Below are 25,795 nucleotides of genomic sequence, written 5' to 3'. Positions count from 1 at the left end.
GATGAAAATTTCGATTTTCTGGGTGTTCACTTTCATTTTTATAAATCTGAATGTGAATTCTCAGAATTCTGCCATCAAGGGCAGATTAGTAGATGCAATCACCGATGTGCCCTTACCACAGGTTAAAATTGCAATTCAGGGTTCGTTTACAGAAACCCTAACCGAAGCCGATGGAACATTTTCTATCGGGCTGGAAACTATTGCGATACAAGAAGTGATACTTATAATTTCCAGAACGGGTTATATAACTAAACGCTTACCCGTAAAAATAACTTCAGAGATTAAAACTCTAGAGAAAATTCTACTTCAACCAGATGAATTTCAAGAGCGAAGCCAGCAATCAACAATAACATTGTCAGAATCTGAAATCCTTTCAGAAGAAGGGGAATTTGATAATATCTCAGGAATTTTACAATCTACCAGGGACGTATACCTAAGCGCTGCTGCATTCGATTTTAGTCAGACTTTTTTCCGCGTTAGAGGTCTGGGCTCTGAATATGGAAAATTGCTCATCAATGGTATAGAGATGAATAAGCTATATGATGGCCGGCCTCAATGGAGTAACTGGGGAGGCTTAAATGATGTGCAGCGTAACCAGGTTTTGAGCAATGGGATCGCATCTGGAGAATATAGTTTTGGTGGGCTTGGTGGTACTACTAACATATTGATGCGGGCCTCAAAATATCAGAAAGGGACAAGGGTTTCAGTTGCGGGATCAAACAGATCATATACTGGAAGGTTAATGGCAACTTATGCATCTGGTGAGAAAGGAAATGGATGGTTCTATGCGTTTTCTATAGCAAGGCGTTATGCAGAGGAAGGTTATATGGACGGAACCTTATATGATTCAAATTCATTTTTCGCTTCTATAGAGAAGAAGATCGATGATAAACATTCACTAAATTTTTCAGGATTTTATACTCCTGTAACTAGAGGTAAATCTTCTCCACTAACACAGGAGGTTCTTGATCTTAAGGGAAGAAAGTATAATCCCTACTGGGGATATCAGGAAGGCGAAATAAGAAATTCAAGGTTGAGAGAAGTTGAAGAACCTGTTCTAATGATTAACCATTTCTGGAAAGTATCCAGTAATATAGATTTGAATACCAATTTCGCATACCAATTTGGGGAGGTGGCGAATTCCAGAATAGATTATGGAGGAACAACGATGGCAAACCTTGATGGACAGGAAGCCTATTTAGGCGGAGGAGCAAATCCAGATCCTTCATACTACCAGAAATTACCCGGATATTACCTTCGGTATCCCGGTTCTGAAAATTATGAGGCCGCTTTTCGTGTGCAGAAAGATTTTAAAATTAGTGGACAACTAGATTGGGATCAATTATACCTGGCCAACACATCAAATTCTGAGAACGGAAATAATGCAATATATGCCCTGACAGATGATGTAAATCAAGACAAGCAACTCACCGCAAACCTTATTCTTGACTGGAAAATACGGGATAATTTTAAAATAAATACTGGGGTTAGATATACCGCTTTAAAAAGTTACAATTTCGCGAGGATTACAGATCTTTTTGGTGGAAATAATTTTCTGGATATCGATGTTTTTGCTGAAGAGGTTGCTGAAAACCCTCTGGTACTGGCGAAACAATCCAATCTTTTAAATCCCAACAGGCTTGTTGAAGCAGGTGAAAAATATAAGTATGACTACGATATTAGTTCAAATTTATCTGAAGCTTTTATTCAAACACGGTATAATTTTAAAAGGCTTGAATGGAGCTTGACCGGAAAACTTGGAACGGTTCAGTATCAACGCAAAGGAAATTATCAGAATGGGATTTTTTCTGAAACCTCCCTGGGGAATAGTGATAAAGTGATTTTTCTCGATTTTGGACTAAAGTCGGGTTTCATCTATAAATTTTCAGGCAGGCAGAATATTGAATTTAATTTAGGTTATTTCAGTAAACCGCCTGGCTTTAGAAATGTATTTGTAAATCCACGACAGAATAATGAAGTTGTAGATAATAGTAGGGAGGAAATCATCCAAACCACAGATCTCAGTTATAGATACAGGTCTTCTAAATTTAATGTACGTCTTACCGGTTATTTGACCAGGATCAACAACGCAACGGAAATTTCCTATTATTTCACGAATGGTCTCGGTGGTTTAGGAGCTGAAAATACAGCGGCTTTCGTTCAGGAGGTTCTCACCGAAATTGATAAACGATTATTGGGACTGGAATTTGGTAGTGAATATCAGGTTACAACTACTTTAAAAGTGAAAGCTGTCGCTTCATTAGGGCAATTTATCTTTGCTAATAATCCGTCGTTGTATTTGAGTTCAGCCAGCTTCAGCAAAGATTTTGGGAAATCAAATCTAAAGGATTATTACCTCGCCGGCGGACCTCAAAGAGCTGCTTTGGTTGGTTTCGAATATCGCGATCCGGCTTATTGGTGGTTTGGGGCGACCGTCAATTATTTTTCGCATGGTTTTATTGATATTAATCCCTTAACCAGAACATCTAATTTTCAGACAGATTATGATGGATTTCCTTTACTGGACTATGATAATCAGATTGCCCAGGATTTATTAAAGCAGGAACAATTTCAAAGTTATTTCCTGGTGAACATGGTGGGAGGCAAGTCCTGGAGGATAAAAGATAAATATCTCGGATTCTTCATGAGTATAAATAATCTACTGGATAAAGAATATAAGTCCGGTGGATTTGAACAGGCCAGAAATTCCAATTACAGGATTTTAAAGGAAGATATGGATAGAGAAATACCTGTATTTGGAAATAAATACTGGCTGGGATATGGCACTAGTTTTTTTGCAAACCTGAGTTTTAGATTTTAAATATTTAGATCATGAGAAAAGGGGTAATAATAAGTTTGATGATGGCGATGATGTTTAATTCTTGCGTGAAGACAGATGATTATGAAATCCCTGATTTAATAGTACCTGAAATAAATATTGAAGGAGATTTTACCACGATAGCAGCAGTAAAAGGGAATTTTTATCCCGGGACAGGAGAGATCTATACCTTTAGCGATTCGAATACCTGGTTCGAGGGCTACGTAGTCTCAAGTGATGAAGGAGGTAATTTTTATAAAGAAATAATAGTTCAGGATAAGCCTGAAAACCCCACTTCAGGAATTCAAATTTTGATCGATGATAATTCAGTATTTGAAACTTTTGATGTGGGTAGAAAAGTTGTGGTTAAACTTGATGGATTGAGCCTCGGATTCAATAATGGTGTATTACAATTAGGCATTCGGGATATGGGTGATGTTGTGGCGATACCAAAATCATTAATTGGCGAACATATAATTAGAACAGGTGAAAAACAGAGTATTGTTCCGCTAGAAATTAAAATTGATGAGTTTTCAGATGAATATAAAAACCTATATATAAAGCTCGAAAATGTACAATTTGATCCTAATCTTGTAAAAACAGATCAACGGTATTCATTTGCCTCAAGTATAGTAGATCAATACGATGGAGAAAGACAATTAGTAAGTTGTGCTACTGGATCAACAACAATTTTGAGTACGAGTACTTTTTCAGATTTTAAATCATTATTGCTGCCCACAGGAAGTGGAAGTATAGAAGGTATTTTAACTCGCGATTTTTATGACGAACATTATGTTGTGGTTGTAAATACACCCGATGCACTTGAAATGAATAACCAACGTTGCGATCCCGTCTACCTGGACTGCGGGACTGGTCTAATAGAAGGCACAAAATTCCTGTTAGAAGAAAATTTTGATGGAGTTACCTCTAATACGACTTTGAATTCTCGCAGATGGACAAATATTAATGTAAGCGGTGGTGAAAAAAAATTCACTCCAACCTTATCTGCGGGAAACAGGATTCTTCGAGTTTCTGCCTACAATACCAATGAAAGTCCGTTAGAAGCCTGGCTGGTAACCCCGGAAATAGATTTAAGTGAAACTACTGATGAAATTCTGAAATTTGATATTCTATCTTCCTATGATAACGGACTTTTAATGCGAGTATTTATAGCGTCATATTTTACCGGAGATCCGCGTAATACGAACTGGACTGAGCTTGATGCAAATATTCCCCTGGGCCCTTCGGGCGCCAATTCTACTATATTCAGAGAGTCAGAAATTAATATTTCCTGCCTGGAAGGTAAAGTCTGGATTGGCTTCAGGTATTTAGGAGCTGCTCCAGATAAAACCACCACTTATGACCTTGATAATATTAGGATCACAGGGAATTAAATTTTAAAAGCTCCTTCCCTAATTTTTAGGGAAGGTGTCACGCTCAGAGCGTGACGGAAGTGTCAAAACAAGAATCATGAATAAAAGAATTCACAACAGAAAATATTTAGAGTCTTACAGAAAAAAGCTTAGGAAATCACTAACTCCCGCCGAAGCAACTCTATGGAAGAATTTGCAAAATCGGAAATTGAAGGGTAGAAAATTCAGAAGGCAGCATAGTATTGAAAATTATATAATTGATTTCTATTCTCCCGAAGAAAGACTGGCTATTGAATTAGATGGTGAGATTCATTTCAATGAATTAGCGCAGGAGAAAGATAAAATTAGAACAGAAAGATTGAATGAACTTAGGATTAGGGTAATTAGGTTCGAAAATAAAATGGTTTTTGAGGGTCTTGCTCAAGTATTACAGGAAATAGAAGATAATTTTAGAAACTGACCACCCCGTCCTTCGGACACCCCTCCTATAAATAGGATGGGAGTTTTAGTTTAAAATCTAAAATTGCTCCTTCCCTAAAGATAAGGGAAGGTGTCACGCCTAGGGCGTGACGGAAAGGTCAGACCTCTACCTCTTTTATCTCTCTAAAATCCAGTGGCTGTAATACTTTTAAAGCTTTTTCTACCGAGGTTATCCTGTCGAAAGTAAGCAGGAGCTTTAATCCACCGCGAGTTTCCTTTTCCTTCATGGTACAGTTCTGCCTATGCGTTTGCACATATTGAAGTACCCTGGTAAAATTATTGGTTTGGTAGAACCTTGATTTCTGGTCGGCAATAAAGTAACCTACCATTTTGTTTTTCTTCATGATCACCCGTTCCAGACCTATTTTAGCAGCGATCCATTTTATTCTTACAGAATTTAATAGATCTACGGCCTGGGTTGGTAATTCTCCAAATCTATCCACTAACTCAGCTTCAAATTTCTGAAGTTCTTCTTCAGTTTTTAGCTCGTTCAGTTTGGTATAAAGATTCAACCTTTCTGAAATGTTGTTAATATAATCATCAGGGAAGAGTAGTTCAAAATCTGTATCTATCTGCGTATCTTTTACAAAATCCTTATGCTCCAGGTCCTCTGTTTCTGCATATAGATCACGGAATTCATTTTCTTTTAATTCTTCAATAGCCTCGTTCAGGATCTTTTGGTAGGTATCAAAGCCAATGTCATTTATAAATCCGCTTTGTTCTCCACCAAGTAGATCTCCTGCACCACGAATCTCCAAGTCCTTCATAGCAATATTAAAACCACTTCCCAGCTCTGAGAATTGCTCTAAAGCGGTAATTCTTTTCCTGGCATCCTCTGTCATTGCTGAATAAGGTGGAGTTATGAAATAACAGAAAGCTTTTTTATTGCTTCGTCCCACACGTCCCCGCATCTGGTGAAGGTCTGAAAGGCCGAAGTTATTAGCGTTATTTATGAATATCGTATTCGCTTCAGAAACATCCAGGCCACTTTCCACGATCGTAGTTGATACCAGTACATCAAATTCGCCATTGATGAAGCTAAGCATTAATTTTTCCAGTTTTTTTCCTTCCATCTGTCCGTGACCCACACCAATTTTAGCGTCTGGCACTAATCGCTGGATCATCCCGGCAACTTCTTTAATATTCTCAACCCTGTTATGAATAAAGAAAACCTGCCCTCCACGCTGAATCTCGTAAGAAACGGCATCACGTATGGTCTCTTCAGAAAATCGAATCACATGACTTTCAATTGGGTAACGATTTGGTGGTGGAGTGGTAATAGTAGATAAGTCACGCGCTGCCATCAGGCTGAATTGAAGGGTTCTTGGTATAGGTGTAGCAGTTAATGTTAAGGTGTCTACATTCTCCTTGATAGTCTTCAATTTGTCTTTTACCGCAACTCCAAATTTTTGTTCCTCATCTACGATAAGTAAACCAAGATCTTTAAATTTCACCGCTTTGCTTACCAGCTGGTGTGTACCAATAATAATATCGACCCTACCGTTTTCAAGATCTTCAAGAGTTTGCTTTCGCTCTTTCGCAGTTCTGAATCGATTCAGATAATCTATCCTTACTGGAAAATCCTTTAATCGTTCAGTAAAAGTCTGGTGATGCTGAAATGCCAGAATAGTTGTTGGAACCAGGATCGCAACCTGTTTATTGTTATCCACGGCTTTGAAAGCTGCTCTAATGGCAATTTCAGTTTTACCAAAACCAACATCTCCACAAACCAGGCGGTCCATAGGGCGTTCATTTTCCATATCTGCCTTCACCGCAGCAGTAGCCGAACTTTGATCTGGAGTATCTTCATACATGAATGAAGCTTCCAACTCGTGTTGTAGATAAGAATCAGGATCGTATTTAAAACCTTTCTCTAACCTGCGCTTTGCATAGAGCTTTATAAGATCGTAAGCAATATGCTTAACTCTTGCCTTGGTTTTCTTTTTAAGATTTTTCCAGGCGTTGCTACCAAGTTTATAGATCTTCGGAGGCTTGCCATCCTTACCGTTGAATTTTGAAATCTTATGTAGTGAATGAATACTCAGGTAAAGAATGTCCCTTTCTCCGTAGATCAATTTTATCGCCTCTTGCTTTTTGCCTTCCACATCTATCTTCTGAAGGCCACCAAATTTTCCTATTCCGTGATCTATATGTGTCACATAATCGCCGACTTCCAGGTTGGTTAATTCCTTTAAAGTAATAGCCTGCTTCTTGGCATAGCCATTCTTTAAATGGAATTTATGATAACGCTCAAATATTTGATGATCTGTATAGCATACTGTTTTAGAGTCTTCATCTATAAAACCCTGAAACATTGAAAAAACCGGGGTTTGATACTTTACTTGCTTCTCCTGATCTTCAAAAATATCATGAAATCGTTTAGCCTGCTGTTCGCTAACGCAGCAGATGAAATTGGAATATCCTGCCTCTTGGTTTTCAATAAGATTTTCAATAAGTAATTCAAATTGCTTATTAAAAGAAGGTTGTGGCTTTGTATGGAATTCTATTATTTTCTCAGCTTTTAAAAAGGCCTGGGTGCTTAATTCAACTGAAGAATATTCCAGTAATTGTTTTTTTATAAGCTCTCCATTGCAAAATAATTCTTTAGGCTCACTATGCTTAACGTCTTCTGAAAGTTCCTTAAAAGCTTCCTCTGCCTTTATGAAAAGCTTATCTGCCTGAGCCGAAAGAAGATCAAGGTTTTTAATAAAAACTATGGTCTTTGCTGAAATATATTTTAAAAAGCTCTCTCTAACTTCATCGAGGTGTTTGTTCTCGACATTTGGCATTACAGAGATCTTCTTTTTTTTATCTGTAGAAAGCTGTGTTTCCACATCAAAAGTCCGGATGCTATCTATTTCATCCCCAAAAAATTCAATTCTATATGGTTCGTCATGACTGAAAGAAAATACATCTATAATACCTCCACGAACTGAAAATTCTCCCGGTTCAGTTACGAAATCCACCCTTTTAAACTGGTATTCAAAAAGAACCTCGTTCACGAAATCTATAGAAAGTTCATCGCCAACGGCGATCTTCAAAGTACTTTTATCAAGTTCCTTCCTGGTTACCACTTTTTCAAATAGTGCATCAGGATAGGTAACAATTAGCGCAGGTTTTTTTCGGGAGTTGATCCTGTTAAGAACTTCAGCCCTTAAAAGAACATTAGCATTATCTGTCTCTTCGATCTGGTAAGGTCTTCGGTAACTACCCGGATAAAAAAGCACATTCTTTTCACCAACCAGTTGCTCAAGGTCATTGAGATAATAAGCTGCTTCCTCTTTATCATTAAAGATCATCAGGAAAGGATGATCAGACTCCTTAAAAGCATTTGCGGCAACAAAAGAAAGTGCAGATCCTACAAGGCCTTTAAGGTGAATATTTGAGTGATTTTTTTGGGAAGAAGCAATAGCATTTTGCAGTTCCTGCTGTTGCGGGGACTGTGCAAATTTCTGGGCGATAAGACTTGTACTCATTATGGCAAATATAATTTCATACAAATTGTCTTACAACCAGTTAATCGATTTTTAACGATTAAATAGCATTTGTCAATTTTTACCATTTTCCTAACGCAAAATCATTGTAAACTTGGCTAATTTCACTAAAAATCATTGGAAATTATGGGATTTGAAGAATTTGACGTTTTTGTGATCGGAACCGGGACGGCGGGGAAAAGTGTGGCGAAAGAATGTGTTGCTGAAGGATTGAAAGTTGCGATTGCAGATAATCGCGAATTTGGAGGTACCTGTGCCAACCGTGGTTGTGATCCAAAAAAGGTCCTGGTTGGCCTGACAGAAATCCTGGACAGAGCAGGTAAGATGCAAGGTCGTGGAATAACAAAAATGCCTGAATTTAGCTGGAATGACCTTATGGAGTTCAAAAAGACCTTTACCAGTGCGGTTCCTGCAGCCACAGAAAAAGATTTGGAAAAGCTGGGCATTAAAATGTTTCATCAGTCCCCAAAATTTCTGGGTGAGAACACCCTTTCTGTGGAAGGAAAGACCGTTACAGCAAAAAAGATCGTGATCGCTACTGGGAATAAGGCAATGGATTTACCTATTCCAGGTAGAGAATTACCAATTAACAGTGATGATTTTTTGGAACTTGAAGAGCTTCCCGAAAGTATAATCTTTATTGGAGCCGGGTACATAGGGATGGAATTCGCCCATATCGCCGCGAGATGTGGAGTAGAGGTGACCGTAATAGATGGGGAATCCAGATCGCTCAATAATTTCGATAAGGATATGGTTGAACATCTTCAGAAAGCTTCAGAAGAGATAGGGATCAAATTTATTTTTGATGCTGAAGTGGCAGAGGTTGAAAAGCTACAGACCAATTTCAGGGTTAAGGCAGATCAAAAAGGCAAAAAGATTGAATTAAAAGCAAAACTGGTAGTTAATGCAGCTGGTCGGGTTCCATCAATAGACGAATTAGATCTGGAAAAAGGAAATGTAAAATATTCTAATAAGGGGATCACTGTTAACGAGCGTTTACAAAGCCCCACGAATAAAAATGTATATGCCTGCGGAGATGTATCGGCTAGTGAAGGTTTGCCGTTAACACCATTATCTTCACAGGAAGCGAGAATTGTTGCAGGAAATATCCTGGATAAAGACAGGGAGAAAAAAGTAGATTATCCGCCACAACCTTCTGTGGTTTTTACACTACCTAATTTAGCTTCCGTAGGACTAAATGAAAAAGAGGCGAAGGAGAAAGGATATGATTTTAAAGTGGAACAGAAGTATGTCCCACAATGGTTCAATGCGAAAAGGATCAATGATGATTACTACGCTTATAAAACACTTATTGATAAGGAAACCGGATTGGTTTTAGGGGCCCACCTGTTAGGACCTGATGCCGGGGAAATGATCAACATGTTCGTGATGGCTATGTGCGGTAAACTGCCTTGTGAAACCTTGAAAGGAATGATCTTTTCTTATCCAAGCTGGGCGAGTGATATAAAAGCTATGGTTTAATTAGCTTTTACCTTTCAGTAATTTATACATTGGATTAGACTTCCTGTTAATAAAACCATGATAAGAAATATTTAGAAATAAGAGTATAGCCCCGGCCAGGGCAACTTTTGCGATAAGCTCCTGTTCGTTCTGGTGTCTTAAATAAATTGCAACTAAAGCCCAAACACCTACAGCGGCAAATTCTCGCATATTGCGAAGGTAGATTATAGCGAGATTGATAATTACCGCTACTCCAATCATGATCACCGTCCATTCAACATCAGTGAAAATTGCTCCATCCCATCCAATTTCGGTAAGCCAGGCAGCCATATTTGCAATAGAAGCTACGCTAATCCAACCTGAAAACAGGCAGATTGGCCACCAGTAAAAAGCAATTACCTTAAATGGAGCATCCCATATTTCCAGGTCATTATTCAAAATGATCTTTAGGAGTTTAGCCAGGATAAGAAACATTAGTACTACAGACATGCCTATAAAATCGTAGACCCAGGTAATTACCCAGAGACTAGTGCCCACATTGGCAACAATAAACCAAAAAGAAGTTTTCTTGATGAAATCTGTATGCTTTCCATTGGTAAATGCCTGTTGGAGCATAAATACGGAGGATGCAATTAACGCAATATAGATCAAACCCCATATGGAAAAAGCATAGTCTGCCGGGGTGAATAGGTTCGTATACTTATTGCTAACCTCACCAATAGTAGTATTATTAATGCTACCTGTTTGAGCGAAAAAATTAGTTATGATCGCAATAATCACAGAAATGAAATTAAGAACAGCAAGCCTTTTAATCATGGGGGGAGTTTAATTAACCTGAATTACTTCTTTACCGGTTATCGCAAATATATAATCTCCTTCTTCAGGCTTCATATAGTAATTACCGGTAAATTCGCCAAAAGCGGGTAGTATTAATTGATTTTTACTTCTAAAGAAACAAGGTAAATTTAATAATTGTCTTCCTTCACCACGCATTTTAAATCCAGGATGAATATGACCACAAATATTGTAGTGATCTTTCTGCTCTTCAGGATGATGACTTAGGTGGAATCCGGCTACTTTAACATCTGAATAGATCTTGATGTCTATCGCTTCATATTTTAAAGGAGAGATAATGTCATGATTACCCGCTATTAAATGTACCTGGTTATCTATATTCCCTTTCCATTCTTCAAACATGTTCCACTCAAGGTTCAGTGAGCTATGGAAGAGATCACCTAAAAATACGATGTGCTCAGGATCAAATTCCTTACGTAATTCATCTAATTTAATAAAGTTCTGTGATGCCGCTTGAAGGGGAACTGCGCTGCCGTGTTTTCTGAAATGCGAGACCTTGCCCAAATGGACATCTGCGACTAACATCACTTCCTGCTCGGGCCAGTAGACTGCTCCGTATGGATGTAATACGAAGTCCTGATCGTGGATCTTAATGTTTAAATTCATCTATAATTTACAAAGTATTTCTGCAGCTTTTTCTAAGGTATCGTCGGTCTTGGCAAAACAAAATCGCAACTGCTTATTATCTTTATTATTTATATTGAATACAGAAACAGGAATGGAAGCTAATCCATTCTCTTTCACCAGTCTTTCAGCGAAAATTACGTCTTTTTCATCAGTTATTTCTGAAAAATTTAAAAGTTGATAGTAAGTTCCCCGCGAGGGAGTATACGTAAATTTTGAATCTTTTATCAAATTGAGAAAAAGGTCCCGTTTAGTTTGATAGAACTTAGAGAGTTCTAAATAATTATCGGGATTTTTTAAATATTCTGCATAGGCTCTTTGCATGGGATGATTTACAGAAAATACTGTGACTTCATGAATTTTTCTGATTTCCTTCATTAATTTTTCAGGAGCTACGCAATAACCAGTTTTCCAGCCTGTGTTATGAAATGTTTTACCAAATGAAGCACATACGATAGATCTTTCTGATAATTCAGGAAATTTTGAAGCACTATGATGCTGTTCCTTGTCAAAAATCAGGTGCTCATATACTTCATCGCTCAGAAGAATGATGTTTGTATCTGAAAGTATATCCTGAAGCTGAAGCATATCTTCTTCAGTTAAAATAGTTCCGCTTGGATTGTGGGGAGTATTTATAATGATCATTTTTGTTCGCGAGGTGATCGCAGATTTTACTTCATTCCAATCCACTCTATAATTCTCACCTTTTAACTGGATCTGAATTGGTTTACCTCCACTCAATATGATGGTAGGTTCATAAGTGTCGTAGGCCGGTTTCAGGACTATAACTTCATCATCTTTTTTTACAAATGCAGTTATAGCAGCATAAAGTGCTTCGGTTGCACCAGATGTTACGGTAACTTCAGAATTTTCATCGTAATGTTTGCCATAAAGCGATTTGATCTTTAAGGAGATTTGCTCTCTAAGTTCCTGTACACCTGAGTCGGGTGGATATTGATTGTATCCGTCATTCATAGCCTTCGAAACAAGATCTTTCAGCTTCTGGTCAGTTTCGAAATTCGGAAAACCCTGGGATAGATTAATTGCATTATGATCATTGGCCATTTTACTCATGACAGAGAATATGCTGGTCTTATTCCCAGGTAATTTGGAATCATGTTTTAATCTGTTCGGCATTTCTGAATTTTTAATTAAAATGCATAAAAAAACCCGGACTGCAAAGTCCGGGTTAATCTATATAATTAAACAAGCGTTAATTATTTTACGCTCGCTTTAAGGTATTCTCTGTTCATTCTGGCAATGTTCTCTAAAGAAATCCCTTTAGGACACTCAATTTCGCAAGCACCAGTATTAGTACAGTTCCCAAAACCTTCTTTATCCATTTGCTCTACCATTTGCAACACTCTTCGGTCTGCTTCAACTTCTCCTTGCGGAAGTAAAGCAAACTGGCTTACTTTTGCTGAGGTGAATAACATGGCGCTCGCATTCTTACAAGCGGCAACGCAAGCACCACAACCAATACAAGTTGCTGCATAGAAGGACATATCTGCATTTTCCTTATCTACAGGGATTGAGTTCGCATCTATGGTATTTCCAGAAGTATTTACTGATACGTAACCACCTGCCTGCTGAATGCGGTCAAACGAACTACGGTCTACCACAAGGTCTTTGATAAGCGGAAATGCCTTTGCACGGAAAGGCTCGATGGTAATAGTATCGCCATCTTTGAATTTTCTCATGTGAAGCTGACATGTAGCCACTCCACGATCTGGTCCATGTGGTTCCCCATTGATCTGAAGACTGCAAGAACCGCAAATTCCCTCACGACAGTCATGATCAAAAGCTACCGGCTCATCTCCTTTATTGATCAATTGCTCATTAAGAACATCCATCATTTCAAGAAAAGACATATCGTTAGAAATGTCAGAAACCTGGTAGGTTACCATTTTTCCTTTTGTGTCGGCGTTTTTCTGACGCCATATTTTTAGTGTAAGGTTCATACTTTAAGTATTGAGTATTTAGAAATGAGATCAAAATCCTGAGATCTCATATCTCAAATCTATTTATAGCTCCTTGTTTTTACTTTGATATTTTCATAATCAAGATCCTCCTTATGAAGAATAGCATCTGCAGGATTACCGGTGTATTCCCATGCTGCTACATACATAAAGTTCTCGTCGTCACGAAGTGCTTCCCCTTCTTCAGTTTGATATTCTTCTCTAAAGTGACCACCACAAGATTCTTCTCTGTGTAAGGCATCCTTAGCGAATAATTCACCTAATTCAAGGAAATCTGCAACACGTCCTGCTTTTTCAAGCTCTGCATTCATTTCAGCGGTAGTTCCCGGAACTCTAACGTCTCTCCAGAATTCTTCGCGAAGTTCCTGGATCTCTTTGATCGCTTCTTTAAGACTGGTAGCATTTCTTGCCATTCCAACCTTATTCCACATGATCTTACCAAGTATCTTGTGGAAGTGATCTACAGATTTAGTTCCGTTATTATTTACCAGCTTTTCGAGTCTTTCCCTTACTTCGGTTTCAGCAGCTTCAAATTCTGCAGAATCTGTTGGGATAGCCCCGGTTCTAATATCATCTGCCAGATAATTACCAATTGTATAAGGCAAAACGAAATATCCGTCAGCAAGTCCCTGCATTAACGCAGAGGCTCCAAGTCTGTTTGCACCGTGATCAGAGAAATTAGCTTCTCCAATCGCGTAACATCCTGGAATTGTTGTTTGTAAATTATAATCAACCCATACACCACCCATAGTATAATGTACGGCAGGATAGATCATCATAGGAGTTTCATATGGATTCTGATCTACGATCTTCTCATACATCTGGAACAGGTTACCATATTTGGCCTCCACGACCTCTTTTCCTAATTGTCTTATTTTTTCGTCTGAAGGATTGCTAATCTTCTGAGTAGTCGCAGCCTCCTTACCATAACGCATAATGGCTGAACTAAAATCCAGATATACCGCTTCTCCTGTTTTATTTACTCCGTAACCTGCATCACAACGTTCTTTAGCTGCTCTTGAAGCAACATCACGAGGTACCAGGTTACCAAAGGCAGGATACCTTCTTTCTAAGTAATAATCTCTTTCTTCTTCTGTAAGCTCAGTTGGTTTCTTTTTACCAGCCTTAATTGCTTCCGCATCTTCTTTTTTCTTCGGAACCCAGATTCTACCATCGTTTCTTAAAGATTCAGACATCAATGTTAGTTTAGACTGATGATCTCCTGAAACCGGAATACAGGTAGGGTGTATTTGAGTAAAACAAGGGTTAGCAAAATACGCTCCCTTTTTATGTATTTTCCATCCGGCTGTAACATTACTTCCCATGGCATTGGTAGAAAGGAAAAATACGTTACCATATCCTCCTGAAGCAACAACGACAGCGTGAGCAGAATGTCTTTCTAATTCTCCTGTTACCAGGTTCCTGGCGATAATACCACGAGCTTTACCATCAACCTTAACGATATCCAGCATTTCATGCCTGTTGTAAGCTTTGATCTTACCACGATTTATCTGGCGGTTCATTGCGGAATAGGCTCCAAGCAATAGCTGTTGCCCCGTTTGTCCTTTAGCATAGAAAGTTCTAGATACCAAAACCCCTCCAAAAGAACGGTTATCTAACATGCCACCATATTCACGAGCGAAAGGTACTCCCTGTGCTACGCACTGGTCAATAATGCTTCCTGAAACTTCCGCAAGGCGGTAAACGTTGGATTCCCTGGAACGGTAATCACCACCTTTAATTGTATCGTAGAAAAGACGGTAAATAGAATCACCATCTCCCTGGTAGTTCTTTGCTGCGTTAATTCCTCCCTGAGCTGCAATAGAGTGAGCTCTACGTGGAGAATCCTGATAACAAAATGTTTTTACGTTGTAACCAAGTTCTGCAAGAGTTGCCGCAGCACTACCACCGGCAAGTCCTGTTCCAACCACAATAACGTCTATGTTACGTTTGTTAGCCGGGTTAACCAGGTCTATTTCATTTTTATGATTGGTCCACTTTTCTGCCAATGGGCCTTTAGGTGCATTAGATTCAAATATTCCCATAGCTTAAATTTTTTCTAGTACAAAGTGAATATAAAAAGGTATCACCGCGAATGCCAGAGGCACTAAAACGGCAAAGGCTAAACCTAACTTTCTAATAAACCCGTTGTATTTTGGATGATTAACTCCTAGTGACTGAAATCCGCTTGCGAACCCGTGAGACAGGTGAAAACCGATAGCCAGCATAGCAATAGCATATGCGATTGCCCAGATTAATCCGTACTGAGCATCCTGGAACGTCTTAATTGTTAATGTATAAAGGTCTTTTACTTCCTCGCCATTAGCAGTAGTATATACTGTTTCGTCAAGCCCACCAAATTTCATTTCTCCCCAGAACATGGTCATGTGAACAACGATAAATGCAAGAATGATCGTACCAAGTATTCCCATATTTCTGGAAGACCACATGGTGTTTGTTGAAGGTTTGAAATTTACATAACCCTGAGGTCTCGCCTTACGGTTATTGATAGTAAGCATCAACCCGTCAATAGCATGAAAAAGAATACTGATGTAAGTTAGGTAAGATAATACCTTAACCGCAGGATTGGTGGTCATGAATAATGCATATTCATTAAAAGTATCCCTTGCTCCTTCACTAACTGGAATAAGCAGTTGTAAATTTCCAATAAGATGTCCTACTAAAAACAGGCACAGAAAAAGGCCGGTGAAAGCCATCCAGTATTTTTTTGCCAATGATGACTTTAAAAGCGCAGATTTCGCCATAAATTTTTTGAATTATTTTGATAAAGTGCAGCAAAAATACGCTTCCTTCTAATTTTTAACAAACTTTGGAAGCCTTTTTAAAGCCTATTTAGAACTAATTTAAAGTACTTTATTATTTGTTGAATCTTTGAATTAGAGTTGCTTGAGCAAAATGCATTCTTTTTACGAAATTCTAATACCGATGTAGAATTTTCAAAAATGATTTGGCAAAAGCTTAACTGCCGTAATTGCTCATTTTTCGTAATTTTCAATTCAAGTAATCCCTACATGAAAGAAAATATAAAAGAAATTATAAGGTCTCTTTCTGAGACCTTTGAAGGAGGTCCATGGTACGGCAAATCGGTTATGAGAAAACTTGAAAATGTACCATATATCATAGGATATAAGTCCTGTGTTCCAGAATCTCATACTGTGGCTCAGATCGTAGGGCATTTGATCGCCTGGAAAAAATTTGCCGTGGAAAAGTTAAAAGGGAATAATGACTATTCACTTGAAATAGATACTAATGACGACTGGCCAAATATAGAGGTTCACTCTCAAAAAGAATGGGAGGAATTAAAAAGAGAACTGGTTGCTACCCAGGGTGAGATCTATGAATTATTGAATGAAAAAGAAGATGATTCTTTTCTGGAAGAAAAAGTAGACGGTAAAGATTATAATTTTGGATATCTACTAAAAGGCCTGGTTCAGCATGATATTTATCATATTGGCCAAATCGGTTTGATCGAAAGTCAGCTTAAGAAAAAAGAAATGGACTCGGGAGTTTTTAAATCATAGTAAACTGGATTTGTTGCATGGAATTTATAGACTACTACAAACTTTTAGAATTAGAAAGATCGGCGTCCAAGGCCGATATCAAAAAAGCTTACAGGAAGCTAGCCCGTAAATACCACCCTGACCTTAATCCTAACGATAAGGAAGCTCAGGCGAGATTTCAGCAGATCAACGAAGCTCATGAAGTTTTAAGTGATCCTGAAAAACGTAAGAAATACGATGAATACGGGAAAGACTGGCAGCATGCAGATCAATTTGAGCAGGCTAAAAAACAGCAGGCAGCTTCTGGTGGTTTTAGCCGGGGCTTTGGTGGAGGAGGCAGGCAGTCTTATTCGGGAAATTTTGATGACGATACATTTTCAGACTTTTTTGAACAGATGTTTGGCGGAAGGGCAAGAGCAGAAGGAGCGCATCGTGGCGCTCATTTTAAAGGACAGGATTTTAATGCAGAACTTCAGTTAAGACTTAGTGAAGTCCACGAAAGTAAAAAACATACACTTACCGTAAATGGCAAGAATATCAGGCTTACGATACCCGCTGGGGTAGAGAATGGGCAAACTATAAAAATCAAAGGCCATGGCGGTCCCGGAATTCAGGGAGGACCTAAAGGGGATCTTTACATCACTTTCAATATTTTGAACGATACTAACTTCCGCAGAGAAAAAGAAAATCTATATTCTACTGAAGAAATAGAGCTTACTACCGCGGTTCTTGGTGGCGAGATACAGGTTAATACGTTTGATGGAAAAGTGAAACTGAAGGTGAAGCCTGGAACCCAGAACAGTAGTAAAGTTAAATTAAAAGGAAAGGGATTTCCGAAGTATAAAAAAGAAGGGCAATTTGGAGATCTTATTATCACCTATGATATTAAGATCCCGGAAAATCTTACCGGTAAGCAGAAAGAATTATTTCAGGAACTTAAAAATACAGGAATATGAGAAATGAAGAGCTAATTCCTGCAGATGAAATTTGTGTGCGATACCAGGTTGAGCGGCAGTTTGTGAGTTCGCTATATGAAAGTGGGATCATTGAGATTGTCACTGTGCAGGAAACGGAGTACATACATTGTGATCATTTAGCCGAATTCGAAAAAATGATGCGCTTGCATAAAGAACTTGATATTAACCTGGAGGGCCTGGAAGCAATAAATCATCTGCTTAAGCAAATACAGGACCTGCAAAAGGATAATGTGCGATTGAAAAATAGGTTGGGACTTTATGAATAATTAAAGCCTTAGTGAATACAGCATAAGTTCGGCTGGATCTTCTGGCAGCCTGATCTTTTCCTTAAATTTGAATTCCAGTTTCTCCAGTAGTTTCCTGGAAGCTTTATTTTCCTCCAGGGTTATCGCGCTTAAATTGGTCAGCCCGAATTCGTCTTTTGCAGCTCTTTTTAAAGTGCTTGTAGCTTCAAATGCATAGCCCATATTTTCGTATTCAGGCAAAAAAGCAAATCCGATGTCTACCTCTTCCAGACCTTCACGATCAAATAAACCGCAGGTGCCAATTTTCACTCCGTCTTCTTTTTTGATGATAGTATTATTGGAAAAACCAAGTTTTTCGAGTTGAGGTAACATTCGGCTTACGATGTAATTTTCAGCATCTAGTGAAGATCTTACATTTCTATCCCCAATATACCTTAACCATTTGGGAGAATTCAATAGTTTATATATGAAATCTTTGTCTTCTATTGAAGTTGGTCTAATGATTAGTCTTCCTGTCTCGAATGCTTTATAAGATTTCATCTATTCTTTAAGGTTGCAAACATGAAATTATAATGATCTAAAATAGCAAATCCCGGTATCTCCTAAAATTTTAATTTCCTTTAATAGCTTTTGCGTTTAATTCCTTTAATTTTGAAAAAATTGAAAAGATTTATTTATGAAATATGACAGAATAGATTCGAAACTCTTTATAAAAAACCGCAAAAACTTCATGGATAAAATGAAGCCTAAAAGCCTTGCGGTTTTTAATTCAAATGATATTTATCCGATTGGTGCCGACAGTACAATGCCTTTTCAGCAAAACCGTGATATATTCTATTTAAGTGGGGTAGATCAGGATGAAAGTATTCTAGTATTATTTCCGGATGCACCTGAAGAAAAGCACCGGGAGATCCTTTTCTTAACAGAAACCAATGAACATATTGCAGTTTGGGAAGGAGCTAAGCTTAATAAAGATGATGCTTTTGAAGTAAGCGGAATTAAGACTGTTTACTGGATGAAAGATTTTGAAAAGATCTTTTTTGAGGTCATGACCCAATGTGAAACAGTTTATTTGAATACAAATGAACATTACAGAGCAAATCATGCTACCGAAACAAGGGATGATCGTTTTATAAAATGGTGTAAGGAGAAATATCCTGCGCATCAGGTGGCTAAGGCAAACCCAATTCTACAAAGATTACGTTCAGTAAAAGATCCTATTGAACTGGATCTTATGCAAAAGGCGTGTGATATTACTGAAAAAGCTTTTAGAAGAACCCTGAAGTTCGTTAAACCTGGAGTTTGGGAATATGAAATAGAAGCAGAATATTACCATGAGATGATAAGAAACCGTTCAAAAGGCTTTGCTTATACTCCAATTATCGCCAGTGGTAATAATGCGAACGTTTTACATTATATAGAGAACAGGCATCAATGTAAAGAAGGCGATCTTATTCTTTTAGATACCGGGGCAGAATATGCTAATTACTCCAGTGACCTTAGTAGAACAATTCCAGTATCTGGTAGATATACAGACAGACAGAAGCAAGTATACAACGCGGTTAATAAAGTTAAGAACGAAGCCACAAAATTACTTGTTCCTGGTACAATGTGGAAAGAATACCATGTGGAGGTCGGGAAAATGATGACTTCAGAATTGATAGATCTGGGATTACTGGATAAAGCAGATGTTCAGAACGAAGATCCAGACTGGCCAGCCTACAAAAAGTATTTTATGCACGGAACTTCACATCATATTGGTCTTGATACTCATGATTATGGAATTTTGACTGAACCAATGCAGGCTAACCAGGTATTCACAGTAGAGCCGGGGATCTACCTTCCAGATGAAGGTTTCGGGATTAGACTTGAGGATGACGTGGTGATCCAGGAAAAAGGAGAACCTTTCAATTTAATGAGAAATATACCTATAGAAATTGAGGAGATAGAAGATATCATGAATTCTTAATTATTTCGGATTTAAAGAAAATTTAAACTTCAATATTTGCCGCGAATTCTGGAATTTCTTTTCCTGGATTCGCGGTTTTTTTATTAATACAATGAGCGAGATAACATTTAAAGGAGCAAAGATTTTTTACAGTATATATGGAATGGGAAAAAAAGTTCCACTAATATTATTACACGGATTTTTAGAGGACTCTTCAATCTGGGATCCCATTGTTAAGGAACTTCAAAATGAACGGCAGGTAATTTGCATTGATTTACCCGGTCATGGAAAGTCGGAAGGAATTGCCGGAATACATACTATGAGTTTGATGGCTTTAGCTATTAGGGAGGTGCTTACAAACCTTGGAATAAAGGAGTTTAGCGTTGCCGGTCACAGTATGGGAGGTTATGTGAGTTTGGAATTGCTTAAGATTTTTCCTATGATAATAAAGAGCGTGATGTTGATAAATTCAACACCAATTGAGGATACTGTAGAAAAGCAGGAAATACGAGATAGATCTGTTAAACTGGTTGGGGAAAATAAGGAAGCCTATATAAGTATGGCGATCTCTAATCTGTATTCTGAAGAAAGCAAAGAGAAATTATCTTCAGAAATAGAGAATTTGAAGTCCCGGGCAGTTGAAATGAGAACTGAAAATGTACAGGCAGCTCTAAATGGTATGAAAATTCGTACGAATTATTTAGAGGAACTTAAAAGGTTTTCGGGACAGAAGATCGTCGTAGCTGGAAAAGTGGATCCGATATTGGATGTTAATGAGTTACAAAGAGTTTCGGAAGGATGTGACTGTGATTTTTATATACTGAAAAACGGACATAATTCTTATATGGAAGCTCCAGTAGATTTAACAGAAAAGATGCATTTTATCGATTAATTAACGCTTTTTGTCGAACCATTAACTTTTTTTTATAATTTAGTAACCTAGAAACCAGAAATTTAACCTTATATGAAAAAAGCTAACCCTACTTTGTTTTCATTTGCCAAGGTTTATTGCAGTCTTTTTGGACATCGATTAAGGGTGTCAAAAAACATTACCAATCATGTACATGAGTATCAATGTAAGAAGTGTGGCATGGAAATGACAGATACTGCCGATGGACTTTTGGCAAGGCTCACCCCAAAATTCAAGGAAACCAATGCATACCTTGCGAAAATACATAGAAGACGCAAGAGGGTATTTCTTGCAAAGGCCTCTTAATCTTCTTTGTTTTCCATAGAATTCCAGCCCCTGGCGATTAATGGTAATTTTTGATTGGCTCGCGTGACAAGATGCATGCCTTCATTTTCTTCAGTCATATGGCCTATCACCGTTAAATGTGGATTTCCTTTAATTTTATCAAAATCATCCTGTGAAATTGTGAATAGTAATTCATAATCTTCACCACCACTTAACGCGATCATCGTGCTGTCAATTTCAAATTCCTCACAAACTGAAATTACCGCGGGATCTAAAGGAATCTTTTCCTCGAAAAGGTTTGCTCCTAACTTAGAGCTCTTGCAAAGGTGTATCACTTCAGAAGATAGTCCGTCGCTAATGTCTATCATAGATGTTGGTAAAACATCCAGGTCTTTTAAAAGTGGCGGAATGTCTTTTCTCGCTTCAGGCTTTAATTGTCTTTCAATCAAATAAGTATATTGATCAAGGTCAGGTTGAGAATTCGGGTTTGCTTTAAAAACTTCTTTTTCTCTTTCCAGAACCTGCAATCCCATATAGGCTGCACCAAGATCTCCAGTTAGCACCAGTAGATCGTTAGCTTTTGCTCCGTCTCTGTAGACGATGTCTTCTTTTTCTGCCATTCCAAGGGCAGTAATACTAATCATTAGCCCGGAAGTGGAAGATGTGGTGTCACCACCAATCACATCTACATTATACATTTTTGCGGCTAGTTGAATTCCTGCATATAATTCTTCCAGAGCCTCTACAGGGAAACGGTTGGAGACAGCGAAAGAAACAGTGATCTGGGTTGCTGTAGCATTCATGGCATAAATGTCTGAAAGATTAACCATCACAGCTTTGTATCCAAGATGTTTCAAAGGCATGTAAGCGAGGTCAAAGTGAACACCTTCAACCAGAAGATCTGTACTTACTAATGTCTGCTTATTTTCAAAATTTAGAACCGCAGCATCATCGCCAATGGCTTTGATAGTAGATTCTAACTTAGGGCTAAAACCTTTGGTTAAGTGGTCTATTAAACCAAATTCGCCTAATTCTGAAAGGTTTGTCTTGCTTTCCTGACTATTCTCAAACATGCAATTGAATTTTAAAACGCAAAAGTACGATTATAAAATTCAATGAGGAAGAATGTGTTAAAAGGTTTAAGAGGTGTGAAAGCTATAGTTTCCTGGGTTAAACCGGGCTTGATTTTTTGATTGACTAGCTTTATATCTCAATTCTTAAAACATATGCTTAGTCTATGGTAAAACACATGCTTTGTAGTATATTTGTGCCCAATTTAGAATTAATCTTTATAACTTATGATTAAAGTTAGCGAAGAGGCTAAAAAGAAAATTTCTGCTCTAATGACCGAAGGCGGTTTCAATGCTGAAGCCGACTATGTTCGTGTTGGTGTAAAGAGTGGAGGTTGTTCTGGTTTGTCTTATGAATTAAATTTTGATAAAAGCCAGGCTGAAGGCGATAAGGTCTTCGAAGACAATAATGTAAAGATTGTTGTTGATAAGCGCAGCGTTCTTTATCTAGCCGGCACCATTCTGGAATATTCCGGTGGTTTAAACGGTAAGGGTTTTGTTTTTAATAACCCCAATGCGCAAAGAACCTGTGGATGCGGTGAAAGTTTTTCACTGTAATAGATTCAGAATTCTGAATTTAAAATTCAAGATTAGAAATTGTAGATGAGTAAAATTGAAAATTTTGAAGATCTTGAAATTTGGCAGAAAGCCAGATAAATTTGTAATAAAATCTTTGAAATTCGGAAAAGAACTCAGTTAAAGTCAGATTACCGACTTTATGATCAGATAAATGCTTCTTCTGGTTCTATTATGGACAATATTGCAGAAGGGTTTGAAAGAAATGGGAATAAAGAGTTTATTCAATTTCTGTCAATTGCAAAGGCATCATGCGGTGAAACCCGATCCCAATTGTATAGAATCTCTGATCGGAAATACATTGAGGATACTGATTTTGAGATGTTATTGAATGAATTGAAAAGTCTGAGTATGCGAATAGGAGGTTTCATAAGTTATTTGCAGAAAAGTGATTTTAAAGGCAGTAAGTTCAAATAATTTTGAATTTTAAACCTTAAACTTTGAATTAAGAAACATGGCATATACTGAAGACGATTTAAAGAAAGAGCTCGAAACCAAAGAGTATGAGTATGGATTTTATACAGATATAGAATCTGATACTTTTCCTGTGGGCTTGAACGAGGATATCGTGCGAGCAATTTCTAAAAAGAAGGAAGAACCTGAATGGATGACGGAATGGCGTTTAGAGGCATACCGTGCCTGGGAAGATATGATCGAGCCAGAATGGGCTAATGTGAAATATCCAAAACCAGATTTCCAGAATATTTCTTATTACTCGGCACCGAATAAAAAGCCGAAATATGAGAGTTTAGATGAGGTAGACCCGGAATTGCTGGATACCTTTAAGAAACTCGGTATTTCCCTTGATGAACAAAAGAAACTTGCAGGTGTAGCGGTAGATGTGGTAATGGATTCAGTTTCTGTAACCACAACTTTCAAAAAAACACTGGCGGAAAAAGGAATTATTTTCTGTTCAATTTCTGAAGCGATCAAGGAGCATCCAGAACTGGTGAAGAAATACTTAGGAACAGTAGTACCTAAAAAAGACAATTTTTATGCTGCTTTAAATTCAGCAGTATTTAGTGACGGATCTTTCTGTTACATACCTAAAGGAGTTCGTTGCCCAATGGAGCTTTCAACTTACTTTAGAATTAACCAGGCTGGTACAGGGCAGTTCGAAAGAACCCTTGTAGTTGCAGATGAGGATAGTTATGTAAGTTACCTGGAAGGTTGTACTGCACCTTCCCGTGATGAAAATCAACTTCACGCCGCGGTAGTGGAACTTGTTGCTTTAGATGGTTCAGAGATCAAATATAGTACGGTTCAAAACTGGTTTCCTGGAAATAAAGAAGGTAAAGGAGGAGTTTTCAATTTCGTGACTAAAAGAGGGATTTGTGAAGATAATGCAAAGATCTCCTGGACACAGGTTGAAACTGGTTCGGCAGTAACCTGGAAATATCCTAGTTGTATCTTAAAAGGTGATAATTCTGTTGGAGAATTTTATTCTATCGCTGTGACCAATAACTGGCAGCAGGCAGATACCGGAACTAAAATGATCCACCTTGGGAAGAATACCAAGAGTACAATAATTTCAAAAGGTATTTCCGCAGGACAATCTCAGAATTCTTATCGTGGTCTTGTTCAAATAAATGGACGGGCGCATAATGCGAGAAACTTTTCACAATGTGATTCCCTTTTAATGGGTAATAAATGTGGAGCTCATACTTTCCCATATATCGAGGTTAAGAACAAATCGGCTCAGGTGGAGCACGAAGCGACGACCAGTAAGATAGGGGAAGACCAGATATTTTATTGTAATCAACGTGGCATAGATACTGAGAAAGCCATCGCATTAATTGTGAATGGATTCAGTAAAGAAGTGTTGAATAAATTACCAATGGAGTTCGCTGTTGAGGCTCAAAAATTACTTGAAATTTCACTTGAAGGTTCAGTTGGATAATTAAACCAGAAGTGAGATCTGTTATGAAGAAGTTATTGGGATTACTGATGTTAAGTTTAGCTCTTTTCTCCTGTCAGGATGATGAAAGAAAAGATCTAATGGATCAGCCGGAAACTGAAAAAGTTCCGGATAGTATTGAGGTCCTGGAAGGCAATTTTGTCTATACGGCAGATGCTGCAGTGATTAGAGGGGAGAATTTTGTTTATGGAGTGACTCTGGACTCAATGTCTACCGTGCTTTCAGAAAAAATTTCACCTTTAAAATTTGATGATTTCGACATGGTTCCGGTAAAAGTGAAAGCTAAGATTTTACCGAATCCGTCTCAGGAAGGTTGGGAAGAAGTAATTGAGATTCGAGAAATTCTTGAAGTCCCAGGCCTTAAAAAAGTTTCAGATACTATAGAAGACTAAAAAAGAAAAATTAATCCATCTACCGAAAGGTAGATTCAGAATTGATAAACATGCTTAAAATAAAGAATTTACACGCTAGCATAGAAGGTAAAGAAATCCTTAAGGGTATTAACCTTGAGATAAATCCTGGGGAAGTTCACGCAATCATGGGACCTAACGGATCTGGGAAAAGTACTTTATCTTCAGTGATCGCAGGAAGGGAAGAATATGAAATGACCGATGGAGAGATCATTTTTGAAGGAGAAGATCTTAATGATATGGACCCTGAAGTGAGAGCTCATAAAGGAGTGTTCTTATCTTTTCAATATCCTGTGGAGATTCCAGGTGTTTCCGTAACTAACTTTATTAAAACGGCTATCAACGCTAATCGTAAAGCTCACGGGAAAGAGGATATGCCGGCAAATGAAATGCTGAAGGTGATTCGTGAGAAATCTGAAATGCTGGAAATAGATAGAAAATTCCTTTCTCGTTCTCTTAACGAAGGATTTTCTGGAGGAGAGAAAAAGCGTAACGAGATCTTCCAGATGGCAATGCTAGAGCCTAAGCTGTCAATTCTTGATGAAACAGATTCAGGATTGGATATCGATGCTCTTAAGATTGTTGCTAATGGGGTAAACAAGCTGCGAACTGAAAATAATGCTGTAATGCTTATTACTCACTACCAGAGATTATTGAATTATATCGTACCAGATTTTGTTCATGTATTGGTAGATGGTAAGATCGTGAAATCTGGAGGAAAAGAGCTTGCTCATGAACTAGAAGAAAGAGGTTACGATTGGGTAAAGGAAGGAGCAGTTTAAATAATTCAAAATTCTGAATTCATTTTCCGGATAAGGAAGAGCCTGAATTTTAAATTTTGAACTTGAAAT

23 protein-coding genes are annotated in these 25,795 nt (G+C 37.9%); 14 read left to right on the top strand and 9 right to left on the bottom strand.

Features of this window, described 5'->3' with window-relative positions; all coding sequences use genetic code 11:
- Position 1: 1 nt before the first annotated feature.
- The 3 genes from G530_RS0101040 (at position 2) to G530_RS0101030 (ending at position 4,651) form a co-directional block, all read left to right on the top strand.
- Positions 2 to 2,821 (top strand): carboxypeptidase-like regulatory domain-containing protein, encoded by a 2,820-nt coding sequence (locus G530_RS0101040; protein WP_026932758.1) that lies wholly within the window; start codon positions 2 to 4, stop codon positions 2,819 to 2,821.
- 11 nt (positions 2,822 to 2,832) lie between these two features.
- Positions 2,833 to 4,212, top strand: coding sequence for a DUF5689 domain-containing protein (locus G530_RS0101035; protein WP_026932757.1), 1,380 nt, complete (start codon positions 2,833 to 2,835; stop codon positions 4,210 to 4,212).
- 76 nt (positions 4,213 to 4,288) lie between these two features.
- Positions 4,289 to 4,651 carry an endonuclease domain-containing protein gene (locus G530_RS0101030; protein WP_026932756.1) on the top strand — a complete coding sequence of 121 codons (363 nt, stop codon included), beginning with the start codon at positions 4,289 to 4,291 and terminating at the stop codon, positions 4,649 to 4,651.
- Positions 4,652 to 4,769: 118 nt separating this feature from the next.
- Here the strand turns inward: G530_RS0101030 and mfd are convergent, their stop codons facing one another.
- On the bottom strand, positions 4,770 to 8,147 hold the full coding sequence (mfd, locus tag G530_RS0101025; protein WP_026932755.1) for a transcription-repair coupling factor: 3,378 nt from the start codon (positions 8,145 to 8,147) through the stop codon (positions 4,770 to 4,772).
- Positions 8,148 to 8,291: 144 nt separating this feature from the next.
- Between mfd and G530_RS0101020 the strand changes: the two genes are divergently transcribed.
- Positions 8,292 to 9,647 (top strand): dihydrolipoyl dehydrogenase family protein, encoded by a 1,356-nt coding sequence (locus G530_RS0101020; RefSeq protein ID WP_026932754.1) that lies wholly within the window; start codon positions 8,292 to 8,294, stop codon positions 9,645 to 9,647.
- On the opposite strand, the gene G530_RS0101015 is transcribed toward G530_RS0101020, so the two are convergent.
- The 6 genes from G530_RS0101015 to G530_RS0100990 form a co-directional block, all read right to left on the bottom strand.
- On the bottom strand, positions 9,648 to 10,442 hold the full coding sequence (locus tag G530_RS0101015; RefSeq protein ID WP_026932753.1) for a hypothetical protein: 795 nt from the start codon (positions 10,440 to 10,442) through the stop codon (positions 9,648 to 9,650).
- Positions 10,443 to 10,451: 9 nt separating this feature from the next.
- A complete protein-coding gene (gene pdeM, locus G530_RS0101010) occupies positions 10,452 to 11,087 on the bottom strand; it encodes a ligase-associated DNA damage response endonuclease PdeM (RefSeq protein WP_026932752.1) in 636 nt (211 codons plus the stop codon).
- Positions 11,088 to 12,242 carry a methionine aminotransferase gene (locus G530_RS0101005; protein WP_026932751.1) on the bottom strand — a complete coding sequence of 385 codons (1,155 nt, stop codon included), beginning with the start codon at positions 12,240 to 12,242 and terminating at the stop codon, positions 11,088 to 11,090.
- Positions 12,243 to 12,322: 80 nt separating this feature from the next.
- Positions 12,323 to 13,066: a succinate dehydrogenase/fumarate reductase iron-sulfur subunit gene (locus G530_RS0101000; RefSeq protein WP_026932750.1), complete on the bottom strand. Its 744-nt coding sequence runs from the start codon at positions 13,064 to 13,066 to the stop codon at positions 12,323 to 12,325.
- A 59-nt stretch (positions 13,067 to 13,125) separates the two neighbouring features.
- Complete coding sequence (locus tag G530_RS0100995) at positions 13,126 to 15,129, bottom strand: fumarate reductase/succinate dehydrogenase flavoprotein subunit (RefSeq protein ID WP_026932749.1); 2,004 nt, start codon at positions 15,127 to 15,129, stop codon at positions 13,126 to 13,128.
- A gap of 3 nt (positions 15,130 to 15,132) precedes the next feature.
- Complete coding sequence (locus G530_RS0100990; RefSeq protein WP_026932748.1) at positions 15,133 to 15,849, bottom strand: succinate dehydrogenase cytochrome b subunit; 717 nt, start codon at positions 15,847 to 15,849, stop codon at positions 15,133 to 15,135.
- A 267-nt stretch (positions 15,850 to 16,116) separates the two neighbouring features.
- On the opposite strand from G530_RS0100990, the gene G530_RS16405 reads away from it, so the two are divergent.
- Genes G530_RS16405 through G530_RS0100975 form a run of 3 tightly spaced genes read left to right on the top strand, consistent with a single transcriptional unit; the run spans position 16,117 to position 17,848 of the window.
- Entirely contained in the window at positions 16,117 to 16,626 is a 510-nt protein-coding gene (locus tag G530_RS16405; protein WP_035715672.1) for a DinB family protein, read from the top strand.
- A 17-nt stretch (positions 16,627 to 16,643) separates the two neighbouring features.
- Positions 16,644 to 17,561 (top strand): DnaJ C-terminal domain-containing protein, encoded by a 918-nt coding sequence (locus tag G530_RS0100980; protein WP_026932746.1) that lies wholly within the window; start codon positions 16,644 to 16,646, stop codon positions 17,559 to 17,561.
- Positions 17,558 to 17,848 carry a chaperone modulator CbpM gene (locus G530_RS0100975; RefSeq protein WP_026932745.1) on the top strand — a complete coding sequence of 97 codons (291 nt, stop codon included), beginning with the start codon at positions 17,558 to 17,560 and terminating at the stop codon, positions 17,846 to 17,848. Before G530_RS0100980 ends, G530_RS0100975 begins: the two co-directional genes overlap by 4 nt.
- Here G530_RS0100975 and G530_RS0100970 read toward each other — a convergent pair whose 3' ends face one another.
- Positions 17,849 to 18,367 (bottom strand): GNAT family N-acetyltransferase, encoded by a 519-nt coding sequence (locus G530_RS0100970; protein ID WP_026932744.1) that lies wholly within the window; start codon positions 18,365 to 18,367, stop codon positions 17,849 to 17,851. It abuts the gene before it with no gap.
- Between the two features lie 136 nt (positions 18,368 to 18,503).
- Here G530_RS0100970 and G530_RS0100965 point away from each other — a divergent pair, with 136 nt between their 5' ends.
- Positions 18,504 to 19,796, top strand: a complete 1,293-nt coding sequence (locus G530_RS0100965; RefSeq protein WP_026932743.1) for an aminopeptidase P family protein — start codon at positions 18,504 to 18,506, stop codon at positions 19,794 to 19,796.
- 91 nt (positions 19,797 to 19,887) lie between these two features.
- Positions 19,888 to 20,667, top strand: coding sequence for an alpha/beta fold hydrolase (locus G530_RS0100960; RefSeq protein ID WP_026932742.1), 780 nt, complete (start codon positions 19,888 to 19,890; stop codon positions 20,665 to 20,667).
- A gap of 320 nt (positions 20,668 to 20,987) precedes the next feature.
- On the opposite strand, the gene thiL is transcribed toward G530_RS0100960, so the two are convergent.
- A complete protein-coding gene (gene thiL / locus G530_RS0100950; RefSeq protein ID WP_026932740.1) occupies positions 20,988 to 22,043 on the bottom strand; it encodes a thiamine-phosphate kinase in 1,056 nt (351 codons plus the stop codon).
- A 225-nt stretch (positions 22,044 to 22,268) separates the two neighbouring features.
- Here thiL and G530_RS0100945 point away from each other — a divergent pair, with 225 nt between their 5' ends.
- The 5 genes from G530_RS0100945 to sufC all read left to right on the top strand — a co-directional run bounded on the left by G530_RS0100945 (position 22,269) and on the right by sufC (position 25,726).
- Positions 22,269 to 22,598 (top strand): HesB/IscA family protein, encoded by a 330-nt coding sequence (locus G530_RS0100945; protein ID WP_026932739.1) that lies wholly within the window; start codon positions 22,269 to 22,271, stop codon positions 22,596 to 22,598.
- 99 nt (positions 22,599 to 22,697) lie between these two features.
- A complete protein-coding gene (locus tag G530_RS16400) occupies positions 22,698 to 23,033 on the top strand; it encodes a four helix bundle protein (RefSeq protein WP_240472128.1) in 336 nt (111 codons plus the stop codon).
- 37 nt (positions 23,034 to 23,070) lie between these two features.
- Positions 23,071 to 24,516 (top strand): Fe-S cluster assembly protein SufB, encoded by a 1,446-nt coding sequence (sufB, locus tag G530_RS0100935; protein ID WP_026932738.1) that lies wholly within the window; start codon positions 23,071 to 23,073, stop codon positions 24,514 to 24,516.
- 23 nt (positions 24,517 to 24,539) lie between these two features.
- Complete coding sequence (locus G530_RS0100930; protein WP_026932737.1) at positions 24,540 to 24,926, top strand: hypothetical protein; 387 nt, start codon at positions 24,540 to 24,542, stop codon at positions 24,924 to 24,926.
- Between the two features lie 50 nt (positions 24,927 to 24,976).
- A complete protein-coding gene (sufC, locus tag G530_RS0100925) occupies positions 24,977 to 25,726 on the top strand; it encodes a Fe-S cluster assembly ATPase SufC (RefSeq protein WP_026932736.1) in 750 nt (249 codons plus the stop codon).
- Positions 25,727 to 25,795: the final 69 nt, after the last annotated feature.

The organism is Christiangramia echinicola DSM 19838 (assembly GCF_000423065.1).
Classification (GTDB): Bacteria; Bacteroidota; Bacteroidia; order Flavobacteriales; family Flavobacteriaceae; genus Christiangramia; species Christiangramia echinicola.
This window is presented reverse-complemented; position numbering and strand designations above follow the sequence as displayed.

Coding starts and splice junctions, on each gene's coding strand:
- G530_RS0100965 (WP_026932743.1), top strand. CDS start 18,504: ATGAAATATGACAGAATAGATTCGAAACTCTTTATAAAAAACCGCAAA.
- G530_RS0100980 (WP_026932746.1), top strand. CDS start 16,644: ATGGAATTTATAGACTACTACAAACTTTTAGAATTAGAAAGATCGGCG.
- G530_RS0101030 (WP_026932756.1), top strand. CDS start 4,289: ATGAATAAAAGAATTCACAACAGAAAATATTTAGAGTCTTACAGAAAA.
- G530_RS0101000 (WP_026932750.1), bottom strand. CDS start 13,066: ATGAACCTTACACTAAAAATATGGCGTCAGAAAAACGCCGACACAAAA.
- G530_RS0100975 (WP_026932745.1), top strand. CDS start 17,558: ATGAGAAATGAAGAGCTAATTCCTGCAGATGAAATTTGTGTGCGATAC.
- G530_RS0100995 (WP_026932749.1), bottom strand. CDS start 15,129: ATGGGAATATTTGAATCTAATGCACCTAAAGGCCCATTGGCAGAAAAG.
- G530_RS0100945 (WP_026932739.1), top strand. CDS start 22,269: ATGATTAAAGTTAGCGAAGAGGCTAAAAAGAAAATTTCTGCTCTAATG.
- G530_RS0101015 (WP_026932753.1), bottom strand. CDS start 10,442: ATGATTAAAAGGCTTGCTGTTCTTAATTTCATTTCTGTGATTATTGCG.
- pdeM (WP_026932752.1), bottom strand. CDS start 11,087: ATGAATTTAAACATTAAGATCCACGATCAGGACTTCGTATTACATCCA.
- G530_RS0101020 (WP_026932754.1), top strand. CDS start 8,292: ATGGGATTTGAAGAATTTGACGTTTTTGTGATCGGAACCGGGACGGCG.
- sufC (WP_026932736.1), top strand. CDS start 24,977: ATGCTTAAAATAAAGAATTTACACGCTAGCATAGAAGGTAAAGAAATC.
- G530_RS0100970 (WP_026932744.1), bottom strand. CDS start 18,367: ATGAAATCTTATAAAGCATTCGAGACAGGAAGACTAATCATTAGACCA.
- sufB (WP_026932738.1), top strand. CDS start 23,071: ATGGCATATACTGAAGACGATTTAAAGAAAGAGCTCGAAACCAAAGAG.
- G530_RS0100960 (WP_026932742.1), top strand. CDS start 19,888: ATGAGCGAGATAACATTTAAAGGAGCAAAGATTTTTTACAGTATATAT.
- G530_RS0101040 (WP_026932758.1), top strand. CDS start 2: ATGAAAATTTCGATTTTCTGGGTGTTCACTTTCATTTTTATAAATCTG.
- G530_RS0101035 (WP_026932757.1), top strand. CDS start 2,833: ATGAGAAAAGGGGTAATAATAAGTTTGATGATGGCGATGATGTTTAAT.
- G530_RS16405 (WP_035715672.1), top strand. CDS start 16,117: ATGAAAGAAAATATAAAAGAAATTATAAGGTCTCTTTCTGAGACCTTT.
- thiL (WP_026932740.1), bottom strand. CDS start 22,043: ATGTTTGAGAATAGTCAGGAAAGCAAGACAAACCTTTCAGAATTAGGC.
- mfd (WP_026932755.1), bottom strand. CDS start 8,147: ATGAGTACAAGTCTTATCGCCCAGAAATTTGCACAGTCCCCGCAACAG.
- G530_RS0101005 (WP_026932751.1), bottom strand. CDS start 12,242: ATGCCGAACAGATTAAAACATGATTCCAAATTACCTGGGAATAAGACC.
- G530_RS0100990 (WP_026932748.1), bottom strand. CDS start 15,849: ATGGCGAAATCTGCGCTTTTAAAGTCATCATTGGCAAAAAAATACTGG.
- G530_RS0100930 (WP_026932737.1), top strand. CDS start 24,540: ATGAAGAAGTTATTGGGATTACTGATGTTAAGTTTAGCTCTTTTCTCC.